Here is a 23,684-nt window from a genome sequence, read left to right as displayed (position 1 = left end):
TTTATGTTAGATTATTATATGTGTTGTATTTCCTCATTTACGTTCGCTGATTTTTCCTGTAAGAAATATTTCCATTGCTGATATAATTCCTCACTGTTATTTTTTGCTTCCGGTTCGATGCAGCCGCTTGGTTTCCTGTTTCCAAAAGCATCTGACGCATTGCTGTAAATGCCCGCACCAATACCTGCGCCCAATGCTGCACCATAACTTCCATCGCCATCGTAAAACTCTACGGCCACATTGGTGGCGTTTACAAATGATCGGGTAAACACTTCGCTTAAAAAAAGATTGGCTTTGCCCGCACGGATAATAGTCGGATGCATGCCGTTTTCCCGCATGATATCCAAACCATACCGGAACGCAAATGCCACACCTTCCTGGGCGGCCCTTACCATGTGTGCGTAGGTATGAATATTAAAATCCAGCTGTTGAAAATGTGCACCTACCTGCTGATTGTTGAGCATACGTTCGGCCCCGTTGCCGAATGGCAGCGCCAGTAATCCGTTGGCACCCGGCTTTATCTCCGCTGCAGCCTGGTTTAATTCGGCATAGGTCCTATTGGCACCCACCAGGTTTTTAACCCATCGGTTGAATATTCCCGATCCGTTGATACATAATAATATGCCGATCCTGTTCTCCTGTTCGCTGTGATTGACGTGTGCAAAACTATTGATACGGGATTGCTGGTCGTATTCCAGTTGGTTGCTTACTCCATAAATTACGCCGCTGGTACCAGCAGTGGCAGCTACCTCGCCCGGTTGCAGCACATTCAGCGAAAGCGCATTATTGGGCTGGTCGCCGGATTTATAGGAAACCGGGATACCGGTTTTTAAAGAAAGCCTTGTGGCTACCGATTCTTTTAAAAATCCGTGTGGCGCAAATAAGGTCTGCACCTGCGGAAACAACGAATGGTCAAATCCAAAATATTCAGTGATATCGGAAGAGATCGTATTGCTACGGTAGTCCCAGAATATGCCTTCCGACAAGGCAGAAATAGTAGTGGTGATGTCACCGGTAAATTTCATCGAAATAAAATCTCCTGGCAGCATCACTTTATCGATCTTTTCATAAACGGCAGGTTCATTTTCCTTTACCCATGCCAGTTTGGATGCGGTAAAATTTCCGGGAGAATTTAATAACCGGTGCAGACATTTTTCATTCCCGATATTATTGAAAGCGTTATCGCCTATCTCAACGGCACGGCTGTCGCACCAGATGATCGAGTTTTTTAAAATATGCTGATCCTTATCCACCAGCACCAGGCCGTGCATCTGGTAGGCAATGCCGATGGCGGCTATATCTTTTGGATCATATATATTGGTGGCATTACATTTCAGAATAGCCTGTTTCACATTTTCCCACCATAGGTCGGGACTTTGTTCGGCCCAGCCCGGTTGAAGCGAGATGATGTCCACTTCGGATTCAGGATAATGAACGGATGCGATGCATTTCTGTGTAGCTGCATCCAATACAGTAACTTTTACAGAAGAAGTTCCCAGATCAATTCCTAATAATAACATGATTTGTTAGCGGTAGATTAATAATTTGGTGTTGAAATAAAAAAAGGGAGGATGCACCAATCATCCTCCCCGACATTAACGATTGCCATATGAAAAAAAGTAATTCAATGTTGAACCTGTGGAATTTCACTCAAAACTCCTCTTTAAGATTATATGTACATGCGATACGACGTTATAAAGTCATAAAGACTGATGTACTTATACTTAAAGAGCTAAGATTGATATTTGAAAATATGCCTGTAAAAAATAGAAGACCCAAGGAACAGATGATCTTTCTACCTGTAAAAACGGCCTGGGGACAAACCGGATTACTTTCATACAGCAATTAGCAAATACGTGATTACAAGCTTAATTTGTTTTTATAAAAACGAATGTAGGTACTTTTTTTTGAAAATACAACCGATTGTAATTATTTTGAAAAAAAATATTGTCGGTGTACCCGAAATCAGCCAACGAAGCATTACCAGGCATCCTGGCGCGACAATTTCAATACATTTTAAAGGAAATAATAATACAGCCAGGAACAGCAGAGAATAAATTATATCAAATAATTAAACTAATTTTATAATTTACAAGGTAAACCGGATCTTTATCTTTTGATTTTTACGCAACCGATTGCACATGAAGCCTAAAAAAGATGTTACCATATACGACATTGCGCAAAAGCTGGAACTCTCCTCCACTACCGTAAGCCGTGCGTTGAACAACAATGCCGCCATCAATAAAAATACCCGCAAAAAAATACATGATACGGCAAAAGAACTGGGGTACCGGCATAATAATTTTGCCAGCAGTTTACGCAAGCAGCAAACAAATACCATTGGTGTGATCCTGCACGAGTTGAACAGTAACTTCATCACATCCGTATTATCCGGTATTGAAAAGATAACGGCGGAAAACGGCTACGACCTCCTGATTGCTCACTCCTCTGAAAGTTTTGAAAAAGAAGCGGCCAACTCCGTCAACCTTTTTCATAAAAGAGTAGATGGCCTGCTGGCCTCTCTTGCGTTTGATACCGCCAACCTGGATCACTTCCGGCATTTTGAAGAAAAAGGCATTCCTGTGATCTTTTTTGATCGCGTGGAAGAAAATATAGAAAGCACCAAAGTGATCATCGATAACCACAAATGCGGCTACCTTGCCACGAAACACTTAATAGAACAGGGCTGCAAACGTATCGTGATCATGACGGCCAGTCTGAAAAGGAATGTGTATGCCCAACGTTACAAAGGGTATATGGATGCATTGCGTGAACACAATATCAAGCTGGATGATAAATTGGTGATCGTAAAAGATCTGAGTGAACAGTCGAGTATCGAAGCGGCGCATGAGATCCTTAAAATGAAACCGTTACCCGACGGGGCTTTCATCACCAACGATTTTTCTGCAGCGGTATGTATGCAGGAGCTGAAGGAGCATGGCGTAAGGATCCCGCAGGATATAGCCATCGTAGGTTTCAACAACGACTCTATTTGCAAATTAATAGATCCGCAGCTTACCACCATCCGCTACCCGGGCAAGGATATGGGAGAAATAGCTGCCCGAAGCCTGATCAATCATTTAAAAGGTGTATCCGATATCAAACAGACCAATACGATTGTTGTGCGGTCGGAACTTATTGTGAGAAAATCGTCGCTGAAGAAGGGAGTAGAGATTAGGGAGTAGAGTTTAGGAGTTTAGAGGTTTAGGTAAAGAAAATGATGCTTGGAAAAAATCCGCCAATTGAACCAACCGAAGTTAACTAACCTTCTAAACGAGCCGCTAACCCCTCTTAATTTATAAAAAAAAATCATCAAAAGCTTATGGAATCTACAGACAGTTCCTCCCCCCGGCAATCTTACAAAGTAGCCATCGTTACGGGCGGCGGGTCAGGGTTGGGTTTTGCCATTGCCCAAAAATTTGTCAGCAATAACATCACCACCATCATCGCCGGTAGAAATATTGAAAAACTGAATGCCGCCAAGGAGCAGTTAGGCGATCTATGTGTTGCCATGCACTTAGATGTGAGCGACCTGAAAAGTATCCCGGCTTTTGTAGAAAATGTGATCACAACATTCGGGAAGATCGATATACTGGTGAACAATGCCGGTATCAATTTGAAAAAAGAATTTACCGAAGTGTCCGACGAAGAATTTCAAAATATAATTACCACCAATGTGACTGCAGTTTTCAGCATGAGCCGCGAGGTAGTGAAACACATGCTCAAAACAAGATCCGGCAGCATCATCAACATCAGTTCCATGGCGGCGCAATACGGTCTGCCTAAAGTTATCGCCTACAGTGCAAGTAAGACAGCTATCGACGGTATGACCCGTGCGATGGCTGTTGAGCTTTCGCCCAACGGTATAAGAGTGAATGCCATAGCGCCCGGCTTCATATATTCTGCCATGACGGAAAAAGCATTGAACAGTGACCCGGAAAGAAAAGCAAAAGTGTTTGGCAGGACACCAATGGGAATAATGGGTCAGCCGGAAGATATCGGCAACGCCGCCTTCTTCCTGGCAAGTGACGCGGCTGCTTATATTACAGGCGTTGTAATGCCGGTAGACGGAGGAAATAGCATCGGCTTCTGATCACCAACAAAAGCAGGTTTAACCACTTACTTTTTTGAAATGCCTTTATTTTATTATGATAAAAAATCTGATTGTTCTTGCGTTGCTGCTTGCGCTGAATACTACCAAAAGTGTAGCGCAACTGATATCGGTGGGTAAAACAAATTTTGATCTGTCCACTGCCTCTATCGTCATTGATAAAAATGATCTTCCCCTGGTTAAAAAATCAGCTGAATTATTACAGCAGGACATTCAGGCCGTAACCGGAAAAAAAATCCAGATCCTTTATTCCCTGTCCCCATCAACGAAAAATAATATTATCATCGGTTCCATCAACAATTCCGGCATCCTGCAAAAGCTTGCAGCCAGGAATAAGCCGGTTGGAACATCATTAAAAAACAAGTGGGAAGCCTACGAGATCAGGACTGTTGAAAACAATCTCATCATCGCCGGCAGCGACCGCCGCGGAACGGCCTACGGTGTATTTGAATTATCAAGGCAGATAGGCGTTTCTCCGTGGTATTGGTGGGCCGATGTTCCTGTAAAAAAACAATCGTCACTTTATATCAATACAAAAGCGATCATCAGCGATGCGCCAAAAGTCAAGTACCGCGGCATTTTTATCAATGATGAGGCCCCCGCATTTTCGGGCTGGACAAAAGAAAAATTCGGTGGCGTAAACCACCAGGTATATGAAAAAGTTTTTGAACTCATACTGAGGCTTAAAGGGAATTACCTGTGGCCCGCCATGTGGGGTAATGCTTTTAACGATGACGATACACTCAATCCTGTAAAAGCCGATGAATGGGGAATTGTAATGGGCACTTCGCACCATGAGCCCATGTTGCGCTCACAACAGGAATGGAAAAGATATGGCACGGGAAAATGGGATTACGACAGCAATGAAGTTGTACTCAGATCATTCTGGAAAAAGGGAATAGAAAATATGGGCCATCACGAAAGCATCATCACCATTGGTATGAGAGGTGATGGAGATAAACCGATGACCGAAGGCACCGCCACAACATTGCTCGAAAGGATCGTGAAGGACCAACGCCGCATCCTGGAAGAGGTAACGCAGCGCCCTGCCGCTGAAACACCGCAGCTGTGGGCATTATACAAAGAAGTGCAGGATTATTACGACAAAGGTATGCGGGTGCCGGATGATGTAACGTTGCTGTTATGTGATGACAACTGGGGAAATATCCGCAAACTTCCACGGCCTGGTGAAAAGGTACGCAAAGGTGGCTACGGTATTTATTACCATTTCGATTATGTAGGCGGACCCAGAAATTACAAATGGCTCAATACAAACCCCATTCCGAGAGTATGGGAACAGATGCACCTCGCTTATGAGCATAATGTACGAAACATCTGGATCGTAAATGTGGGTGATATAAAACCTATGGAATTCCCGATCTCCTTCTTCCTGGATTATGCCTGGAACCCCGATAAAATATCAGCAGCAGATATAAAAAAATATGCCGAACAGTGGGCTGCCAAACAGTTTGGTAACGTACATGCCAAAGAAATTGCCTCCATCATTTCGGCCTATTCCAAAATAAACGGCAGAAGAAAACCCGAGATGCTCGATGCCAATACCTACAGCCTTGACAATTATAATGAAGCAGCCTCGGTGGTAAAAGAATACAACGAACTATTGTCGAAAGCAGAAAATATAAACGCCCTGTTGCCGGCTGAGTACCGGGATGCTTTTTTTCAGCTGGTGTTACATCCTGTAAAAGCATGTGCCAACCTGAATGAATTGTATTATAATGTTGCCCTTAATAAAAAAGCCTACAAAAACAAGTATGCTGTTGCCAATGCTTATGCGGATAAAGTGAAACAGTTGTATGAAAATGATTCTTTGATATCTCTGCAATACAACCAGTTGAACAATGGCAAATGGAACCACATGATGGACCAGACACATATCGGGTACACTTACTGGCAACAACCCAACAGGCAAAAAATGCCGGAAGTGAAATATGTACCCCAGGATTCCATCGTCAACATGCCCCCCGAAGTATCACCCGATGAAAGATCGGCTGTTGTACCCGCAGGTGTAAATGGAAATGTTTTTTATGAAAGGGAAAATCACGGTGTTTCAATAGACGCATCCCATTTTTCCAAAGCAAATAATACTAATGGGATTACATGGGCCGTGTTGCCCGACCTTGGCAGAACAGGTTCGGCAATAACTACTTTCCCGGTAACGGCCACCAGCCAAAAACCAGGCGCGAATGGGCCAAACGTGGAATATGTATTTTATTGTTACAGCAAAGACAGCCTGAAATTGCATGCCTGGTTCTCCCCTACCCTTAATTTTCACAACAGCGAAACCGGTTTACAGTATGCAGTTTCGATAGATGATGAACTTCCGCAAATAATGGGGATCAACAAAGAAGGTAAAAACTCCGGTGCCGGTATCTGGAACAAATGGGTGGGAGAAAATATCATTATAAAAACAACCGCACATAAAATTTTGCAACCTGGCAGGCACGTGGTAAAATACTGGATGGTGGATGCCGGTGTGGTGTTGCAAAAACTGGTGATCGATTTTGGTGATGTAAAACAAAGTTATCTCGGCCCGCCGGAAACAATAGTGAAATGATTTTTTTGACTGATTATAAAATAATTGATCATGAATAAAATTTTTAAAGGATGCCTGTTGGCTGTTGCCTTATTGTTTGCTAAAAATAATTATGCCCAGACAGATTACCGGACATTCCCGATGTGGAACACCAGACTTTCTTTTGAACAACGGGTGAACGACCTGGTGAGCCGCCTTACCCTGGAAGAAAAAGTGGTCCAGATGCTCAATTCCGCGCCAGCCATTCCACGGCTTGGCATACTGGCGTACGACTGGTGGAATGAAGTACTACACGGTGTTGCAAGAACTCCTTACAAAGTGACCGTTTATCCTCAGGCTATTGGCATGGCTGCCACCTGGGATACCAATTCCCTGACACGTATGGCCGATTATTCGGCAATGGAAGGCAGGGCTATTTACAACAAAGCGGTAGAATCCGGCAGGACGAATGAACGTTATCTCGGCCTGACCTATTGGACACCTAACATCAATATTTTTCGTGATCCGCGTTGGGGCCGGGGACAGGAAACGTACGGTGAAGATCCTTTTCTTACCGCCATGCTCGGGCGTTCGTTTGTACACGGCTTGCAGGGAGACGATCCTAAATATTTAAAAGCTGCTGCCTGCGCAAAACATTTTGCCGTGCACAGCGGGCCGGAACCATCCAGGCACGTAGATAATTTCGATCCATCCACTTACGACCTCTGGGATACTTACCTGCCGGCATTCAAAGAATTAATTGTAAATGCAAAAGTTGCAGGGGTAATGTGCGCTTACAATGCCCTCAACACACAACCTTGTTGCGGCAACGATCTGCTGATGAACGACATCCTTCGCAAACAATGGAAATTTACCGGTTATGTAACATCCGACTGCTGGGCGATCGATGATTTTTACAGATATCACAAAACACATCCCGATGCCACCATGTCGGCAGTGGATGCCGTAATGCACGGAACCGATGTGGAATGCGGACAAGCGGTATACACCACATTGGTAAACGCCGTGAAAAACAAACTGATCACAGAACAGCAACTCGATATTTCATTGAGGCGGCTCTTCATGATCCGCTACCGGCTCGGTATGTTCGATCCGTCAGCCATGGTTAAATATGCGCAAACGCCTGCTTCCGTTTTAGAAAGCGCCGAACACAAAGCGCATTCGTTGAAGATGGCACAGCAGTCGATTGTCTTGTTGAAAAATGATAAGAACACATTGCCCCTTAGCAAGACCATTAAAAAAATCGTTGTACTCGGCCCTAATGCAGATAACGCTATTGCGGTGTTGGGAAATTATAACGGAACACCTTCGGAAATTGTGACTGCACTGGCAGGCATTAAAAAGAAACTGGGTAACAATACAGAAGTGGTGTACGAACAGGCGGTCAACTATACCAACGATATTCTGCTTACTTACACGGATATAGGCAACCAGTGTTCCTACGACGGCAAACCAGGTTTTAAAGCCGAATATTTCAGCAACAAAGACCTGAAAGGCGAACCGGCTGCAGTAAGAACAGAAAACAAAGTGGATCATTTCTGGCAGGAAGGGCAAAACGTAATTGCTGACATCAAAGCCGCCAATTTTTCGGCGAGGTATACCACCAATTTCACCGCTGCAAAAGATGGTGACATGACCTTTGAAATAGAAGCCGATGATGGCTACCGTTTGTTGATAGATGATAAAGAAGTAGTGAATGCCTGGCAACGCAACCGCTGGGGCGCCAAAACGTATAAAATGCCCACCGCAAAAGATGCCGTGTATAAAATTGTGCTGGAATATTTCCAGGGTGAAGGAAAATCGAACGTACGGTTGAGTACCGGGAACTTTGAGCAAACGGATTACAAAAAATTGCTCGAACGCACCAATGATGCCGATGCCTACCTCTTCATCGGTGGCATTTCGCCGCAATTGGAAGGCGAAGAAATGCAGGTCAATTTCCCGGGGTTTAACGGTGGCGACCGGACATCGATCATGTTACCCGCCGTTCAGACGGAACTGATGAAAAAGCTGAATACAACTGGTAAACCCGTTGTATTTGTAATGATGACAGGCAGCGCCATCGCCACTCCATGGGAAGCAGAAAACATACCTGCCATCGTAAACGCATGGTACGGCGGACAGTCTGCAGGTACTGCTCTCGCCGATGTATTGTTCGGGGATTATAACCCTGCCGGCCGACTGCCGGTAACTTTTTACAGATCGGATAACGATCTCGCAGGCTTCAGCAATTATTCAATGGCCAACCGCACGTACCGTTATTTTAAAGGCGATGCGTTGTATCCTTTTGGTTATGGATTAAGTTATACCACTTTCCAATATGACAACCTGCTGGTTCCTGCAACGATCAAAGCGGGCAAAAGCGTTTCCGTAAGTGTACAGGTTACCAACACCGGCAAAAAAGATGGTGAAGAAGTGGTAGAACTATATGTAGCCAACCAAAATACCGGCATCCGCTCTCCTCTCAGATCACTGAAAGGATTCCAAAGGATTTCATTGAAAGCAGGTGAAAGCAAAAAAGTAGATTTCAGTTTGACGGCAGATGACTTGTCTGTAGTAGATGTAAACGGATTGCTGAAGCCATTGAAAGGAAAGATCGCCATCAGCGTGGGCGGCGGGCAGCCCGGCGTGAAAAATAGTACCACCAGTAATGTAGTAACTAAAATGCTTCAAACACTGTGAAATAATCAACCAAAAAACAACGACCATATTCAAATCAACTATGAACAAGTTTAAAGCTTTTTTATTCGATCTCAATGGAACCATGATCGACGATATGCAGTATCACATCATGGCATGGCACAGGATATTAAATGACCTGGGATTTCCTATTACAGAACACGAAACAAAAATGCAGTGTTACGGAAAAAACAACGAACTGCTCGAACGTATTTTTCCTGGTCATTATAATGAGGAAGATAAAAACCGGATGAGCCTGGAAAAAGAAACAGCCTACCAGGAAAATTACCGCCCGCACTTAAAACTGATAGAAGGACTGGAAGAATTTTTAAAAGAGAGTAAAGAGGCCGGGATCAAAATGGCGATCGGTTCCGCGGCCATTCTCTACAACGTCGATTTTGTATTGGACGGATTGAACATCCGGCATTATTTAGATGCTGTAGTGGGCGCCGAAGATGTGGTGAACAGCAAACCCGATCCTGAAACATTTATTAAATGCGCCGCGAAGTTAAACGTTGGTCCTGCCGACTGCCTGGTATTTGAAGATTCTCCTAAAGGCACGGAAGCCGCCCTGCGTGCAGGAATGAAATGCATTGCCATCACTACCATGCATACCAGGGAAGAATTCAACGACGCCAATATTATCCGGTTCATAGATTTTTACACACCGGAATTGTTACAACAAATAAATGATAAATGATGCCTGACAAATATGTGATAGGAGTAGATTACGGAACAGACTCCGTACGTGCAGTGTTGGTAAATGCAGCGAATGGTGAAGATATATGTTCCTCTGTATTTTATTATCCCCGCTGGAAGGAAGGACTGTATTGCAATGCCGCCGGCAACCAGTTCCGTCAGCATCCACTTGATTACCTGGAGGGCCTGGAAGCAACCATCAAAGATTGTATCACACAGGCGGGACAAGATATAGCTGCAAACATCGTGGGCATTTCGGTAGATACTACCGGATCGTCGCCGGTGGCGATAGATGAACAGGGCACTCCCCTCGCCTTGTTGCCCGAATTTGCCGACAACCCCAATGCCATGTTCGTTTTGTGGAAGGATCATACTTCTACCGCAGAAGCCGAAGAAATTAATAAACACGCAGAAAAATATCCGGAGGGTTACCTGAAATATGTAGGCGGTATCTACAGCAGCGAATGGTTTTGGGCAAAACTGCTTCATATCCTCAGAACGGATAAGGATGTTGCAAAAAAAACATTTTCATTTGTTGAACATTGCGACTGGATACCGTTTGTACTGACCGGCGGTAACAGAGCGATGAAGATCCGTCGCGGCGTATGCAGCGCAGGACATAAAACTTTATGGGCTGCCGAATTTGGCGGACTTCCGCCCAACAATTTTTTTGCAACGCTTGATCCGCTGCTGGACGGATTTACAGACAGATTATTCACCGAAACCTTTACCTCTGACAAAGCGGCCGGAACGATTTCCAGGGAATGGGCTGACAAACTTTCGTTGCCCCAAAATGTGGTCATCGGTGTAGGCGCTTTCGATTGCCACATGGGGGCAGTGGGCGGACAGATCGAACCGTATTACCTAAGCCGCATCGTGGGCACCAGCACCTGCGACATTATGGTGGCGCCCACGGCGGAAATGAAAGGAAAACTCATCAAAGGAATTTGCGGACAGGTGGATGGTTCCGTTATTCCGGGTATGACCGGCATGGAAGCCGGCCAGAGCGCTTTCGGCGATGCTTATGCCTGGTTTAAAAACCTTTTATCATGGCCGCTGAACAATATCAAAGATGAATTACTCCGCGAGCAAATTTCCGGCTCAATACTCGGTTCATTAAATGAAGCGGCGGCAGCATTGCCATTAAACATGGATGATGTAATTGCCGTAGACTGGCTGAACGGCAGAAGGACACCTGATGCCAGCCAGGAATTGAAAGGTGCCTTCAGTAACCTGGACCTCGGCAGCAACGCCCCACAGTTATACAAAGCTTTGGTTGAAGCTACCTGCTTCGGCAGCAAAGCAATCGTTGAACGTTTTATAAAAGAAGGTATTCCCGTAAAAGGAATTATTGCCCTGGGCGGCGTGGCAAAAAAATCTGCTTATATCATGCAGGTGATGGCAAATATTTTAGAACAACCGATAGGTATTCATAAATCGGAACAAACATGCGCATTAGGCGCTGCCATGTTTGCCGCTACTGCCGCCGGAATATATGCAACCGTGGAAGATGCTATGCTGGCAATGGGCCAGGGTTTTGAAAAAACGGTGATGCCCGATCCGTCCACGTTCGATTTTTACCGGCAGCGTTATTTGAAATATCAATCATTAGGAAATTTTATTGAACAAACAATATGAGCAAGTACCAACACATCCGTGAGGAAGCATACCAAGCCAATATGCAATTGCCAAAACTAGACCTGGTGTTATTTACTTTCGGAAATGCCAGTGCAGCAGACAGGAGCCTGGGCGTTTTTGCCATCAAACCCAGCGGCGTTGCCTACGAGAATTTATCGCCCGATAAAATGGTGATCGTTGACTTTGAGGGAAAAACGGTGGAAGGAAACCTTCGCCCTTCTTCCGATACTTTAACGCATGCCGTATTATTCAAACACTGGGATAAGATCGGGGGTATCGTGCATACACACAGCACGTATGCCACAGCCTGGGCCCAGGCGCAAAGGGACATCCCTGTATTTGGCACCACACATGCCGATTACACCACCGCCGATATTCCCTGCGCACCGCCTATGAGCGACGAAATGATCAAAGGCAATTACGAGTCCGAGACCGGCCACCAGATCATCAATTGTTTTTCATCCAGGCAAATGAATTATGAAGAAGTAGAAATGATATTGGTCGGCAATCATGCGCCGTTCACCTGGGGCAAAACGGCGGCAAAAGCTGTACACAACAGCGCAGTACTCGAATATGTTGCCAGGATGGCCATCCTGACTGAACAAATAAATTCCGGTGCGCCGAGGTTAAAAGATGCACTCATTAAAAAACATTTCGAAAGAAAACACGGCCCAGATTCTTATTACGGACAATCATAAAAAACTAAACATGAAACAAATCCTTATTATTTTTTTAGCTATTGCAGTAGTTTCTTGCAACAACAGCAACAGCAAAGAACAAACGAATAAAAATATGAGCAGCGAAACAAATTATGGAACATTCGACGGAAAAGAAATAAAACAATATACCATTTCCAATGCAGCCGGAATGGAAGTAAGCATCATCAATTATGGCGGCACCGTAACAAAGATCATCACGCCGGATAAAAATGGCAAAAAGGGGGATGTGGTACTCGGTTACGATACATTGTCCGGATATTTACAAACCGGGAACCCTTACCTGGGCAGCCTTATAGGCCGCTATGGCAACAGGATCGCTAATGGAAAATTCACCCTCGATGGCAAAGAGTATTCACTTGCCACCAACAACAACGGCCAGTCGCTGCACGGCGGCAATAAAGGATACGACAAAGTGGTGTGGGATGCCAAAAAACTTCCCGGAGATTCCAGCCTGGAATTGACCTACGCCAGCAAAGATGGAGAAGAAGGTTACCCAGGGAACCTTTCGGTAAAAGTGGTGTACACGGTAACTACAGACAATGCTTTAAAAATAGAATACGACGCCACCACAGATAAGGCAACGCCTGTAAACCTGACCAACCATTGTTATTTCAATTTATCCGCCGGCGCCGATTCTACCATTCTCGATCATGAGCTGGAACTGAATGCCAGTAAATTCACTGAAGTAAATGATGTGCTGATCCCTACCGGCAAACTTCCCGATGTAAAAAATACGCCGATGGATTTTACTTCCTCCAAACGTATCGGGAAAGATATAGATTCGGTAAAAGGAGGTTATGACCACAACTGGGTGATCAATAAAAACGGAACAACACTGGAGAAGGTGGCATCACTTTATCACCCTGCCAGCGGCCGTTTGATGGAAGTATTCACTACAGAACCCGGCATACAGTTCTACAGCGGCAACTTCCTGGATGGCAGTTTGAAATACACGAAGAACGGTCAGAAATATGTAGTTCACGCAGGTTTGTGCCTGGAAACACAACACTTCCCGGATGGGCCCAACCAGCCATCGTTTCCTAACACCATTTTAAAGCCGGGCGAAAAATATCATCAGACAAGTCTCTATAAATTTTCAGTAAAATAGCAACCACCTTTCATTCATAAAAATAAAAAGATGTTCACTAATTTAAAATCATTAGAAGTTTGGTTCATCACCGGCAGCCAGCATTTGTATGGTGAAGAAACCCTCAGGCAGGTGGCTAAACATTCCATCATCGTCAGCAAATCATTACATGATGCGCCGGAAATCCCGGTAAAAATAGTTTTCAAGCCCGTTTTAAAATCCACAGAAGAAGTATACAACCTATGCCAGGAAGTGAACCATGCAGAAAATTGCATCGGCATCATCACCTGGATGCATACCTTTTCGCCAGCGAAAATGTGGATCAATGGTTTAAAGATCCTTCAGAAACCACTACTCCATCTGCATACACAATTCAACCGCGATATTCCCTGGGACACGATCGATATGGATTTCATGAACCTGAACCAAAGCGCTCATGGCGACCGGGAGTTTGGTTTTATCATGAGCCGTATGCGCCTCACGAGGAAAGTGGTAACGGGACATTGGCAAAATAAAAATGTGGTGGATCAGATAGCCGCATGGATCCGTGCCGCCATTGGATGGAAAGATTGGCAGGGAGCAAAATTTGTCCGTTTTGGCGACAACATGCGCTATGTAGCGGTTACAGATGGCGACAAAGTAGAGGCTGAATTTAAATTTGGTTACAGTGTAAATACACATGGTATCGGCGACCTCGTAAAAGTGATCAACGATGTAAAGGAAGCCTCCATCAGTAAACTCTGCGATGAATATACGGCGCAATATCAACTGGCAGCTTCATTAAAAAAAGGAAATGCGCAGCATCAATCGTTAAGAGAAGCTGCGAAGATCGAACTGGGGTTGAAGAGATTTTTAAAGGAAGGAAATTACAATGGCTTTACAGATACCTTTGAAGACCTGCATGGCATGTCGCAATTGCCCGGCCTGCCCGTGCAAAGGCTGATGGCTGAAGGTTATGGCTTTGCGGGTGAGGGCGACTGGAAAACAGCCGCTTTGGTAAGGGCCATGAAAGCAATGGCAACGGGCCTTCCCGGCGGCAATTCTTTCATGGAAGATTATACTTACCATTTCGAACCCGGGAACGAAATGGTACTTGGCGCCCACATGCTGGAGATCTGCGGAAGTATAGCAGAAGGAAAACCTTCCTGCGAAATACATCCGTTAGGTATTGGCGGAAAAGCTGATCCGGTGAGACTGGTGTTTAATGTTGCCGGCGGAAGTGCGCTCAATGCTTCCATAGTAGATATGGGCAACCGGTTCCGTTTATTGGTAAACGAAGTGGTGGCCGTGAAACCGAAAAATAAATTGCCCAAACTGCCCGTAGCAAGAGTATTATGGAAACCCCTACCCGATATGCAAACCGGTTGCTCCGGCTGGATATTGGCTGGCGGTGCACATCACACCTGTTACAGTCAGAATTTAAGCGCAGAAACACTCCAGGACTTTGCTGAAATGGCCGGGATAGAATGTGTGTTGATCAACGGGCAAACAACCATTTCCCAACTCAAGAATGAACTCAGGTGGAACGATATTTCCTATAAATAAGTTCAAAGTTCAAGGTTCAACGTTGAACTTTGAACTTTGAAACTAACTCGTCAGTTGTATTTTTTTACCAGACTTCACGGCGGCATAAATAGCATCGATTATTTTCAGGTCGCGAAGGCCTTCTTCTCCATCTACCGGTAACACAGGTTGTTTACCTTCCAGGATGATCGCCGCCATTTCATTCATCTGAACTGTCTGGTGGGTGATGTGTGGCAACTCGATATCCCCCTTATTTGTTTTTGCTTTGATAGGCCCGTAACCATGCCCGGGCTGCATTTCCGCAAAACCTTTTTCACCATTCAAGAAAAACCTGTCGAGGTTGTTCATGGCATACGTAGAAAGGCACGAAGCCACAGCGCCCCCGGGGAAACCCAACTGGAACTGTATCGTTTCGTCCACGCCTTCTTTGAATTTTACGGGATCGTTTTTTGTTTCCTGCGCCGTTACCCACACCGGTTCTTCGCCGATCATGTACCGGGCTGCGTTTAACGAATAGATGCCGATATCCATCAAAGAGCCGCCGCCCGAAAGGCCCTTGTTTATTCTCCATTGTGCAGGATCGCCAATACGAAAGCCGCTGAGCCCCTGGAAGAATAATATTTTACCAAATTCGCCGGCCTGCCGCATACGGATAACCTCCAGCGTTTTTGCTTCAAAATGCATGCGGTAACCCACCAGCAAATGCACCCCGGCGCTTTTACAGGCAGTGATCATTTCCTTACCTTCGGCTGCATTCAATGCCATCGGTTTTTCACAGATAACATGCTTGCCTGCTTTGGCTAAGCGGATAGCCTGTGGTTTATGTAAGGCATTAGGTGTGATGATATACACGGCATCAATGTCGGGATTGTTTTTAATCTCATCGAAATTTTCGTAATTGTAACAATTTTTTTCGGGAATATTATATTTAGCCTGCCACGCTGCTATTTTAGCAGGCGTGCCGCTGATAACCCCTACCAGCTTCGCTTTGGTGCAGGCCTGCATCGCTTCCGCCACACGGGTACCGTAACTTCCAAGCCCCATGATGGCTACACGCAACACGGGGCCGTCATAGAAAATATCAGTTAGTTTTCTTTCTGTCTCGGCGTAGCTCTGCCTGGATAAAATTGGCATCGCAATGAAGGAGGCAGTCAGTTTTTGCAAAAAATCCCGGCGTGATCTCATACTGTTTTTTTATGGATGATTTTTTCCACGAGTTGACAACTCATAGCAGTTGACAACTCGTTTATCGGTTCTCCTGCTGCAGGTTTGCAATGGCTTCAAACTCTTCTGCAAATTTGCTGCTGAGCCTTTCGAATATTTCAAAATATTTTTTGTAGAGAGCATGATTGAGTTTATTGGGCGTAAATGTTTCTTCCAGCACTACGCTTTTTGCGGCGGCATCCAGGTTTTTATAAATGCCCATTTCCGTTGCACTCAACAAAAACGCCCCCAAACTCACGCTGTTGATATTCTTACTTACCCCCACCGGTTTGTTGAAAATATCCGCTATTAATTGCGAGCAGAAAGGTATCGTAGCAAAACTTCCGTTTACAGAAAGTGTTTTTATGTGGCGGTGCTCTTCAATGGTTTTACCAATGCTGTAAATTTCATAAAGGATGCCTTCGATCGCAGCTCTCACAAAATGTTTTTGTTCATGTTTTATATTTATCCCGAAAAAACATCCTCTTGCATTGGCGTTCCATATAGGGGCCCTTTCGCCCAAAAGATAGGGCAGGAACAACAAACCGTCGGCACCGGCAGCCACTTTTGTAGCATCGTTGATGAGTTCTTCCATGCAGGTCTCGATATCATAAGCATTCTTAAAATCGCCGAACTGCCTTGCAAGCCATTCAAAAATAACGCCACCGTTATTGGTGGGGCCGCCCGAAACAAAATAGTCTGCCGTCAATACATAATTAAAAAAACGTTCTTTTTCATCCTGCATCACTTTTTTGCCCACCACCCGCATGGCCCCACTGTCTTCGATGGTGATGGTGGCCTTGCCTTCACTCCACACCCCCGCTCCCAGCGCAGCCAGGCAACCATCGCTCGAGCCGGTCAGTATCTTTACCTGTGCCGATAAGCCCAATGAGGTCTGGTATTCTTTTCTCAATTTACCAGGTGAGTGAAACACCGTAACAAGATCCGGAAGTTTGTCTGCCGTAATACCTGCATAGGCAAGCGCATCCGGATCCCAGTCCATATTGTGAATATTAAAAAGGCCCGTGGCAGAAGCAATGCTGTGGTCGATCACATATTTGCCCGTCAGTTGCTGGATGATATAACTTTTGATCGAAAGAAACTTAAACGTTTTTTTGAAGTTGACCTTATCATTATTTTTCAGCCAGGTAATTTTAATCAGCGGCGACATCGGGTGAATGGGTGTGCCCGTTGCATTATAGATCTTCTTGCCCAACGCCGTATTCTTTAACGCATTGGCTTCATTCTTCCCCCTGTTATCGGCCCAGGTGATGGCGTTGCCAAACGGCACACCATTTATATCTATGGGCAACACGCTGTGCATGGAAGCACTGAAACAAATGGTGACAACGGTATAATTTTCCGAATGTATTTTTTCCGTTAAAAAATTTTTCAGCACGTACAGCATCGTGATGAACAGTTGCTCCGGATCCTGCTCACTGTAGTCTGGCTGGGGATGAAAGGTCGGGTACGTTCCTTTGCTGAACCCGATCAGTGCTCCCTTCAGATCAAATGCAAAGATCCGCACAGCATTTGTTCCCAGCTCGATCGTTATGATACAATCTTTGCCTTTATGGTTAGTCTTTCTCATTGGAGATATTTTTTTTCCTGAAATTACTCGGTGTGTAACCGGTCAATTTTTTAAAGGTGGTTGAAAAATGCTGTGAAGAATAAAACCCGGTGTCCAGCGCAATGTCTGTTATGTTCAGATCATTTCGGCGCAATAACCTCATCGCTTCCGAGATCCTGATCGTGATGAGGTAATTCAAAGGACTGAACCCGGAATAGTTCTTTACTTTTTCGGTAAACGCAGTAGTACCAAGCCCTACGAGCGCTGCCATATCTTCCACTGTCCATTGGTTGGACAAGTTTTTCCGGAGTTCTTCTTCCAGGGTAAGGAAAGATTTTGGAAAATCCCTTTGCGTATTATTTTGCAGGGAAAGTTTGCGGGCAATGAGGATGAACATCTCATCGATCAATTGATTGACCCTCGTTATGTAGGCGATCTGCTGGTGAAATAATTCATGCCGGATAGCAAACAATATTCTTTCCACTTCCTTCACTTTTGAAATGACCGGTGACGATGAAAGTTTAAGGATCTTGCCGATGGCCGACAATTCCTTTTTTGGAAGGCAGCTCCAGTTTCCAAAAAGTATATTTTCCGGAATGGAGGCCTTTTCAAGTTCAACGTATATCCAGCAAAGCGTTCCGCGATCCATCACGCCTTTTTGCCCTCCGAATTTATGTCCGGGCTGAATGATGATCAAGTCGCCGGGATACAGGATGTACTCTTTATCCCGTATGTTCCATTCGTACTTTCCATCTATGATATAATATATCCGGATGTTGTTGGTGCAATCTTCATTGAGGGAGTTCAATTGAACGGAGCTATTTTTTTTTACAGCAAATTCGGTGATATGCGCAAACTGCTGCAGTTCTTCGTCATATCCTTTTTGAAGTAAAAACTCTTTCATGTAGCAGCATTAATGATTCCCCAAAATACGGCTTATGCGCAAATTATTTGTGTAAAATTCAACGCCGTGCTTTATTGGAAGTTTTTCCATTTTTATTACTCCTATTTTGTAAACTGATAAATTACAGTTTATCAGCCATACTTAATTATTCATTAAAACGATTGCTGTCATGAAGAAAAAACTACACCCGGCGTTTTCGCCCGGCTATGCTAAATTGCTTTTCTTTTTCCTGTTTTTTTCATTCGCTTCCGGTAAAATTTTCGCACAGGCCGTAAGCGGAAGAGTGACAGATCCCCAGGGAAGGGTGCTGGGCAATGTTTCCGTAAAAATAAAAGGTTCGGAAGCCGGCACGTCCACTGATGTGAGGGGGCAGTATACCATCAATGCCTCACCGAATGCCACATTGGTATTCAGTTCTGTCGGTTATGCCGTGATAGAAGTACCTATATCCAACCGCACCACTGTAGATGCTGTGTTGACCCTTACGGATAAACAAATGGAAACGGTTATCGTAACCGCATTGGGTATCAAACGCCAGGAGCGGAAATTGGGCTACGCAGCTACTTCTGTAAAAACGGATGACCTGGTCACCAACCGAACCAACAACGTAGGTGAATCGCTCGAAGGGCGTGTGGCAGGCCTCAACATCTCTGCTCCTTCTGCCGGAGCCGGCGCCAGTACGCAGATCAGGTTGCGTGGCCAGGTAGGGTTTGCAGGATCCACCAATTCTCCATTGATCGTTATCAACGGACTTCCTTTGGACCAGGGTGTAAGAAACGCCGAAGGCGGTGGTAACCTACGCGACCAGGGCGACAACCTCCAGGTAGTAAACCCAGATGACATCGAAAGCATGACCGTGCTGAAGGGTTCTACAGCTTCCGCCCTGTACGGTTCGAGAGCGGCCGCAGGTGCCATTATCATCACCACAAAATCGGGTGCAAAAAATGCCGGGATGGGCATTGAATATACCTCAAGCATTACCACTCAAACTGCCTTGAATTATATGGACCAGTTCCAGACGGTATACGGACAAGGAACGGGCGGCCTCAGGCCGGCTTCCGGCGCTGCTGCTGCAGGCAATGCCCAGTTTGGCTGGGGAGCCAGGTTAGATGGTGTTCCCACCCCCATTTTCGATGGCTCTTTACAACCTTACTCTGCCTATGAAGACAGGCTTTTCGATTACCTGCAAAACGGTATGAACTTCACCAATACACTGGCATTATCCGGGGGTGGAGCCAACGGAAGTTACCGGGCATCTTTTTCAAAATCTGATGCAAAAGGTATTGAACCGAGAGACGAATACAAAAAGAAAATTTTCAATATCGGCCTTACCCAGAATGTGACTAAAAAGCTCAAATTACTTGTCAACATCAACTGGGCGAATGAAATACAAAGCAACCCGCCACAGGTGGGTGTACAGGGAGCAGGATCAGTGAATTTTTTCACCAGGCTGGCTATTTCTACTCCTTCTTCTGCATACAAAAACAGTGCGGTGAACCCCACCACCGGCACCGAAGCACAAACCTCCGGGTTCCAGGGTACGGTGCTCAATCCGTATTATGCCAACCAGGCCGGACAAAATTGGGAAACCAAAAGAGACAGGATACTGGGAACGGCTACTTTAAGATATGATATCAAAGACTGGTTATACATCCAGGGAAGATATAATTACAATTATACGATCGCAAAAAATGAAAATCACACGCCCTACGGCATCGGAACGAGCATTCCTACAAATGCTGACGGAACGTATAAAGGAAACTATAGCGTATCACAGGGCAAGGGAACAGAAATAAATGCTGACTTCCTTGTGGGTGGCGATCACCAGTTTGGGAAGTTCTCTGTGGAAGCAAGTTTCGGCGGAAATACTTACCGTTCTGAAGGAGACAATCTTTTACAGACCACGACCAATTTTTTAGTGAAGGATCTTTATTCAATTGCCAACGGTAATGTTAAGACACAAAGCTACACTTATGGCCGAAGCCGCGTCAATTCGTTGTATGGATTGGCAGAGTTTGGTTACAACAGGCTGATCTACGTTAATTTCACCGGGCGGGAAGATTGGTTCTCGGTTTATAACCCAAAGAACAACCATGTCTTCTACCCTTCCGTTTCCACCAGTTTTGTTTTCTCCGAATTGATGAAGAAACAAACGTGGCTGAATTTTGGTAAACTGAGACTGGCCTTTTCAAGAACGGGCAGCGCCAATGGAGTGAGCCCTTATGAAGGGATCCTGAACTACGCCATCAGTCCGAATAATTTCAATAACCAACCAACCGCAACCGTCGATGGAAGTATTGCGCCCAATGCCTTACTGGTTCCCTACAGTGTAAAAGAACAGGAACTGGGACTGGAAATGAGGATGTTCCAGAACAAGTTGCTGGTCGACATTTCTGCATTTAAAAAAGTGACTACCGACCAGGTATTGCCCGTAACACTTTCCAATGCGTCAGGTTACCTTACTTCGAAAGATAATCTTGCATCTTTGAGAAATAGTGGTATCGAAACATTGATCGAGTATACACCGATCAAACACCGCAATCTTACCTGGACGAGTTCGTGGAACAATGCCTACCTCGATACTAAAGTACTATCCATTGCCCCGGGTGTAAAAGATTTTCTGTTGATCTATTTCAACGGCACCGGCAATGAATTCCTCGGGCAGGTGCATTACACCGAAGGTATGGCCATCAACCAATTGTACACCAGGACTTATAAGAGGGATGCCGCAGGCAACATACTCGTTAAAAATGGCCGTTTACAGGCAACAACCAATTATGTGCCGATGGGCAGTTCCATTCCCAAATTCACCGGTGGCTGGTCGAACAGTTTTACCCACAGAAACCTTAACCTCACCATATTTGTAGATTATAAATTCGGCGGCAAGATCATGTCTGCTACTGCATTGAATATGTTGCGGCAGGGGTTATCCAAAGCATCACTGGCCGGGCGCCGCGATGGTGAAAACGGGATCGTATTTCCCGGTATCGATGAAGCCACCGGGCAGCCAAATACTGTCGCTGTTACCGACCTGCAAGGGTTTTATGCAGATTACAGGAATCTTCAGATCGGTGACCCATTCGTTTTCAAATCAGATTTTATCAAGTTGAGGAATGTCTCTTTATCTTATAACCTGACCAGCCTTGTAAATAAAGTGTCTTACCTGAGATTCTTCAAAGGGCTTACATTATCAGCCTCTGTGCGCAACCTGGCCATCTTGTATAAAGATCTTCCGGGCCTTGACCCCGAAGCACTCCCTTCCTCAGGGGATACAAGGGCAGGTTATGAAAATGCTGCGTTGCCTACAACACGCAGTTATAATTTAAGTTTAAACGTAAAATTCTAATTGTATGAAAAAAATAATCAATCAGATTTTCCTTATCAGCTCAATCTTCCTTTTTGCGGGATGCGATAAGGATTTTGTAGAGGTAAATACCAATCCCTACGCCATCACCAGCGTAGAGCCGCAATTGCTTTTTGCCGGTGCGCAACGTTCATTCGTTGGGGCTGGCTGGGAAACAGAAAACACGATCGTTCAGCAGTTTGTTAACCCGTTCGACGCAGGAGCTACGAAGGGCCCGAATTTTAATGCGGATATCGACAACTTCAACAATGCAAGATGGGAGAATACCTATGTTGGTACCGCTCCGCTCAATAACCCCACCACGGGCGGCGTAAAAAGCCTGATCCAGGCGCTGTATGTTATTGGTGATAATCCAAAGCTCACCAATTTAAAAAGTATGATCCGCATCTGGAAAGCATACGGGTTCATGGAGTTGACGGATACTTATGGCGATGTACCGTATTTCGATGCAGGAAAAGCTTATACGGAAAATATCCCTTATCCTAAATACGACGATGATGCGGCCATCTATGCAGATCTTGAAAAGGAATTAAAAGAAGCTACCGCTGCCTTGAGTCCTGCAGGTGATTATGTATCTGCAGATCTGTTCTTTGGGTCGCATGCTGTTATACCTATCACCAACGCGACCGACCAGGTGGCAAAATGGAAAAAATTAGGCTACTCTATATTGTTGAGATTAGGGATGCGTTACTCAAAGATCAACCCGGCAAAGGCACAGGCATTAGCGGCCGAAGCATTTGCAGGCGGTGTAATGACGTCTAATGCCGACAATGTTTTTGTGAAGTATGATGGTACGATCGCCACCAATGTCCCCAATGTTAACCTGGTAAATAATAATCCACGTTTTTACTACGCGGCCGAGCCGTTTGTAAACCAGCTTAAAAATACCAACGACCCCCGTAGCCCGTTTATCGTTGCAAAATTTGCAGACCCTTCCAATCCCCTGGCCGATCCAAATCCGGATCTCACTATAGCAAGCCAGTTTGGGGTTCCGGTAGGTGTTATAAGCGATGCACTTTCTAATCCCCCTTACAGGGGTACACGGGGCGGCGGATATAATTATTCGCAGCTAAATGTAAAAACGGTAGCATCCCAGACTGCCCCTACGTTTTGGGTAACTTACGGACAAACATCACTGCTCCTGGCAGAGGCGGCAAAAATGGGCTGGATCCCCGGAGGTGATGCTGCAGCTAAAACTTACTACGAAGCCGGCATAACGGCCAATATGGATACTTATGCATTATATCCAAATGGTGGAACAATTTCAGGCGTGGCAAAAGCCGCCTACCTTGCCGATCCGGCAGTTTTATACAATCCCGCTGATGCGCTGAGATTGATCAACACGCAATACTGGATAGTAAATATCGCCAATGGAACAGAAGCATGGGCTAACTTCAGAAGGTCGGGTTTCCCGGTTCTCAGCCCAAACCTGTACAATAATAACCTCAGCGGTGGCTTTATAAGAAGATTGTCTTATCCGGATTACGAGTCTTCCAACAACAGGGCCAATTATACTGCTGCCGTTCAGGCTATCGGAGGCACCGACAACTTAACGACAAGAGTATTCTGGGACAAGCCCTAAAAAATAAATAGTATCAGCGTTCTCATAGTTAAGACCTTTTGTGTCTACAT

General features: G+C 45.2%; 15 protein-coding genes. 11 read left to right on the top strand and 4 right to left on the bottom strand.

Annotated elements, in window-relative coordinates:
• Nucleotides 1-14: 14 nt before the first annotated feature.
• On the bottom strand, nt 15-1,520 hold the full coding sequence (locus tag EGI32_RS20715; protein WP_255157576.1) for a xylulokinase: 1,506 nt from the start codon (nt 1,518-1,520) through the stop codon (nt 15-17).
• Between the two features lie 621 nt (nt 1,521-2,141).
• On the opposite strand from EGI32_RS20715, the gene EGI32_RS20710 reads away from it, so the two are divergent.
• The 9 genes from EGI32_RS20710 to araA all read left to right on the top strand — a co-directional run bounded on the left by EGI32_RS20710 (nt 2,142) and on the right by araA (nt 15,032).
• The gene (locus EGI32_RS20710; protein WP_255157575.1) at nt 2,142-3,185 is read left to right on the top strand and encodes a LacI family DNA-binding transcriptional regulator; all 1,044 of its coding nucleotides are present in this window, start codon (nt 2,142-2,144) and stop codon (nt 3,183-3,185) included.
• A gap of 137 nt (nt 3,186-3,322) precedes the next feature.
• Nucleotides 3,323-4,093 carry an SDR family NAD(P)-dependent oxidoreductase gene (locus tag EGI32_RS20705; protein WP_255157574.1) on the top strand — a complete coding sequence of 257 codons (771 nt, stop codon included), beginning with the start codon at nt 3,323-3,325 and terminating at the stop codon, nt 4,091-4,093.
• Nucleotides 4,094-4,148: 55 nt separating this feature from the next.
• On the top strand, nt 4,149-6,686 hold the full coding sequence (locus tag EGI32_RS20700) for a glycosyl hydrolase 115 family protein (protein ID WP_255157573.1): 2,538 nt from the start codon (nt 4,149-4,151) through the stop codon (nt 6,684-6,686).
• Nucleotides 6,687-6,716: 30 nt separating this feature from the next.
• Nucleotides 6,717-9,347, top strand: coding sequence for a glycoside hydrolase family 3 C-terminal domain-containing protein (locus EGI32_RS20695; protein ID WP_255157572.1), 2,631 nt, complete (start codon nt 6,717-6,719; stop codon nt 9,345-9,347).
• Nucleotides 9,348-9,387: 40 nt separating this feature from the next.
• Nucleotides 9,388-10,044 carry an HAD family phosphatase gene (locus EGI32_RS20690; protein WP_255157571.1) on the top strand — a complete coding sequence of 219 codons (657 nt, stop codon included), beginning with the start codon at nt 9,388-9,390 and terminating at the stop codon, nt 10,042-10,044.
• On the top strand, nt 10,041-11,681 hold the full coding sequence (locus EGI32_RS20685; RefSeq protein WP_255157570.1) for a ribulokinase: 1,641 nt from the start codon (nt 10,041-10,043) through the stop codon (nt 11,679-11,681). Before EGI32_RS20690 ends, EGI32_RS20685 begins: the two co-directional genes overlap by 4 nt.
• On the top strand, nt 11,678-12,379 hold the full coding sequence (locus tag EGI32_RS20680) for an L-ribulose-5-phosphate 4-epimerase (RefSeq protein WP_255157569.1): 702 nt from the start codon (nt 11,678-11,680) through the stop codon (nt 12,377-12,379). Before EGI32_RS20685 ends, EGI32_RS20680 begins: the two co-directional genes overlap by 4 nt.
• A 10-nt stretch (nt 12,380-12,389) precedes the next feature.
• Complete coding sequence (locus EGI32_RS20675; protein ID WP_255157568.1) at nt 12,390-13,508, top strand: aldose epimerase family protein; 1,119 nt, start codon at nt 12,390-12,392, stop codon at nt 13,506-13,508.
• 30 nt (nt 13,509-13,538) lie between these two features.
• Nucleotides 13,539-15,032, top strand: coding sequence for an L-arabinose isomerase (araA, locus tag EGI32_RS20670; RefSeq protein ID WP_255157567.1), 1,494 nt, complete (start codon nt 13,539-13,541; stop codon nt 15,030-15,032).
• Between the two features lie 42 nt (nt 15,033-15,074).
• On the opposite strand, the gene EGI32_RS20665 is transcribed toward araA, so the two are convergent.
• From EGI32_RS20665 to EGI32_RS20655, 3 genes are all read right to left on the bottom strand, one after another.
• The gene (locus tag EGI32_RS20665; RefSeq protein ID WP_255157566.1) at nt 15,075-16,196 is read right to left on the bottom strand and encodes a Gfo/Idh/MocA family protein; all 1,122 of its coding nucleotides are present in this window, start codon (nt 16,194-16,196) and stop codon (nt 15,075-15,077) included.
• Between the two features lie 61 nt (nt 16,197-16,257).
• Complete coding sequence (locus EGI32_RS20660) at nt 16,258-17,805, bottom strand: gluconokinase (RefSeq protein WP_255157565.1); 1,548 nt, start codon at nt 17,803-17,805, stop codon at nt 16,258-16,260.
• Entirely contained in the window at nt 17,792-18,688 is an 897-nt protein-coding gene (locus EGI32_RS20655) for an AraC family transcriptional regulator (protein WP_255157564.1), read from the bottom strand. Before EGI32_RS20655 ends, EGI32_RS20660 begins: the two co-directional genes overlap by 14 nt.
• 169 nt (nt 18,689-18,857) lie before the next feature.
• Between EGI32_RS20655 and EGI32_RS20650 the strand changes: the two genes are divergently transcribed.
• Together EGI32_RS20650 and EGI32_RS20645 are read left to right on the top strand one after the other, a co-directional pair.
• Complete coding sequence (locus EGI32_RS20650) at nt 18,858-22,034, top strand: SusC/RagA family TonB-linked outer membrane protein (RefSeq protein WP_255157563.1); 3,177 nt, start codon at nt 18,858-18,860, stop codon at nt 22,032-22,034.
• A 4-nt stretch (nt 22,035-22,038) separates the two neighbouring features.
• On the top strand, nt 22,039-23,634 hold the full coding sequence (locus EGI32_RS20645; RefSeq protein WP_255157562.1) for a SusD/RagB family nutrient-binding outer membrane lipoprotein: 1,596 nt from the start codon (nt 22,039-22,041) through the stop codon (nt 23,632-23,634).
• The last annotated feature ends 50 nt before the right edge of the window (nt 23,635-23,684 follow it).

It is taken from the genome of Ferruginibacter sp. HRS2-29 (assembly GCF_024343615.1).
Lineage (GTDB): Bacteria > Bacteroidota > Bacteroidia > Chitinophagales > Chitinophagaceae > Ferruginibacter.
This window is presented reverse-complemented; position numbering and strand designations above follow the sequence as displayed.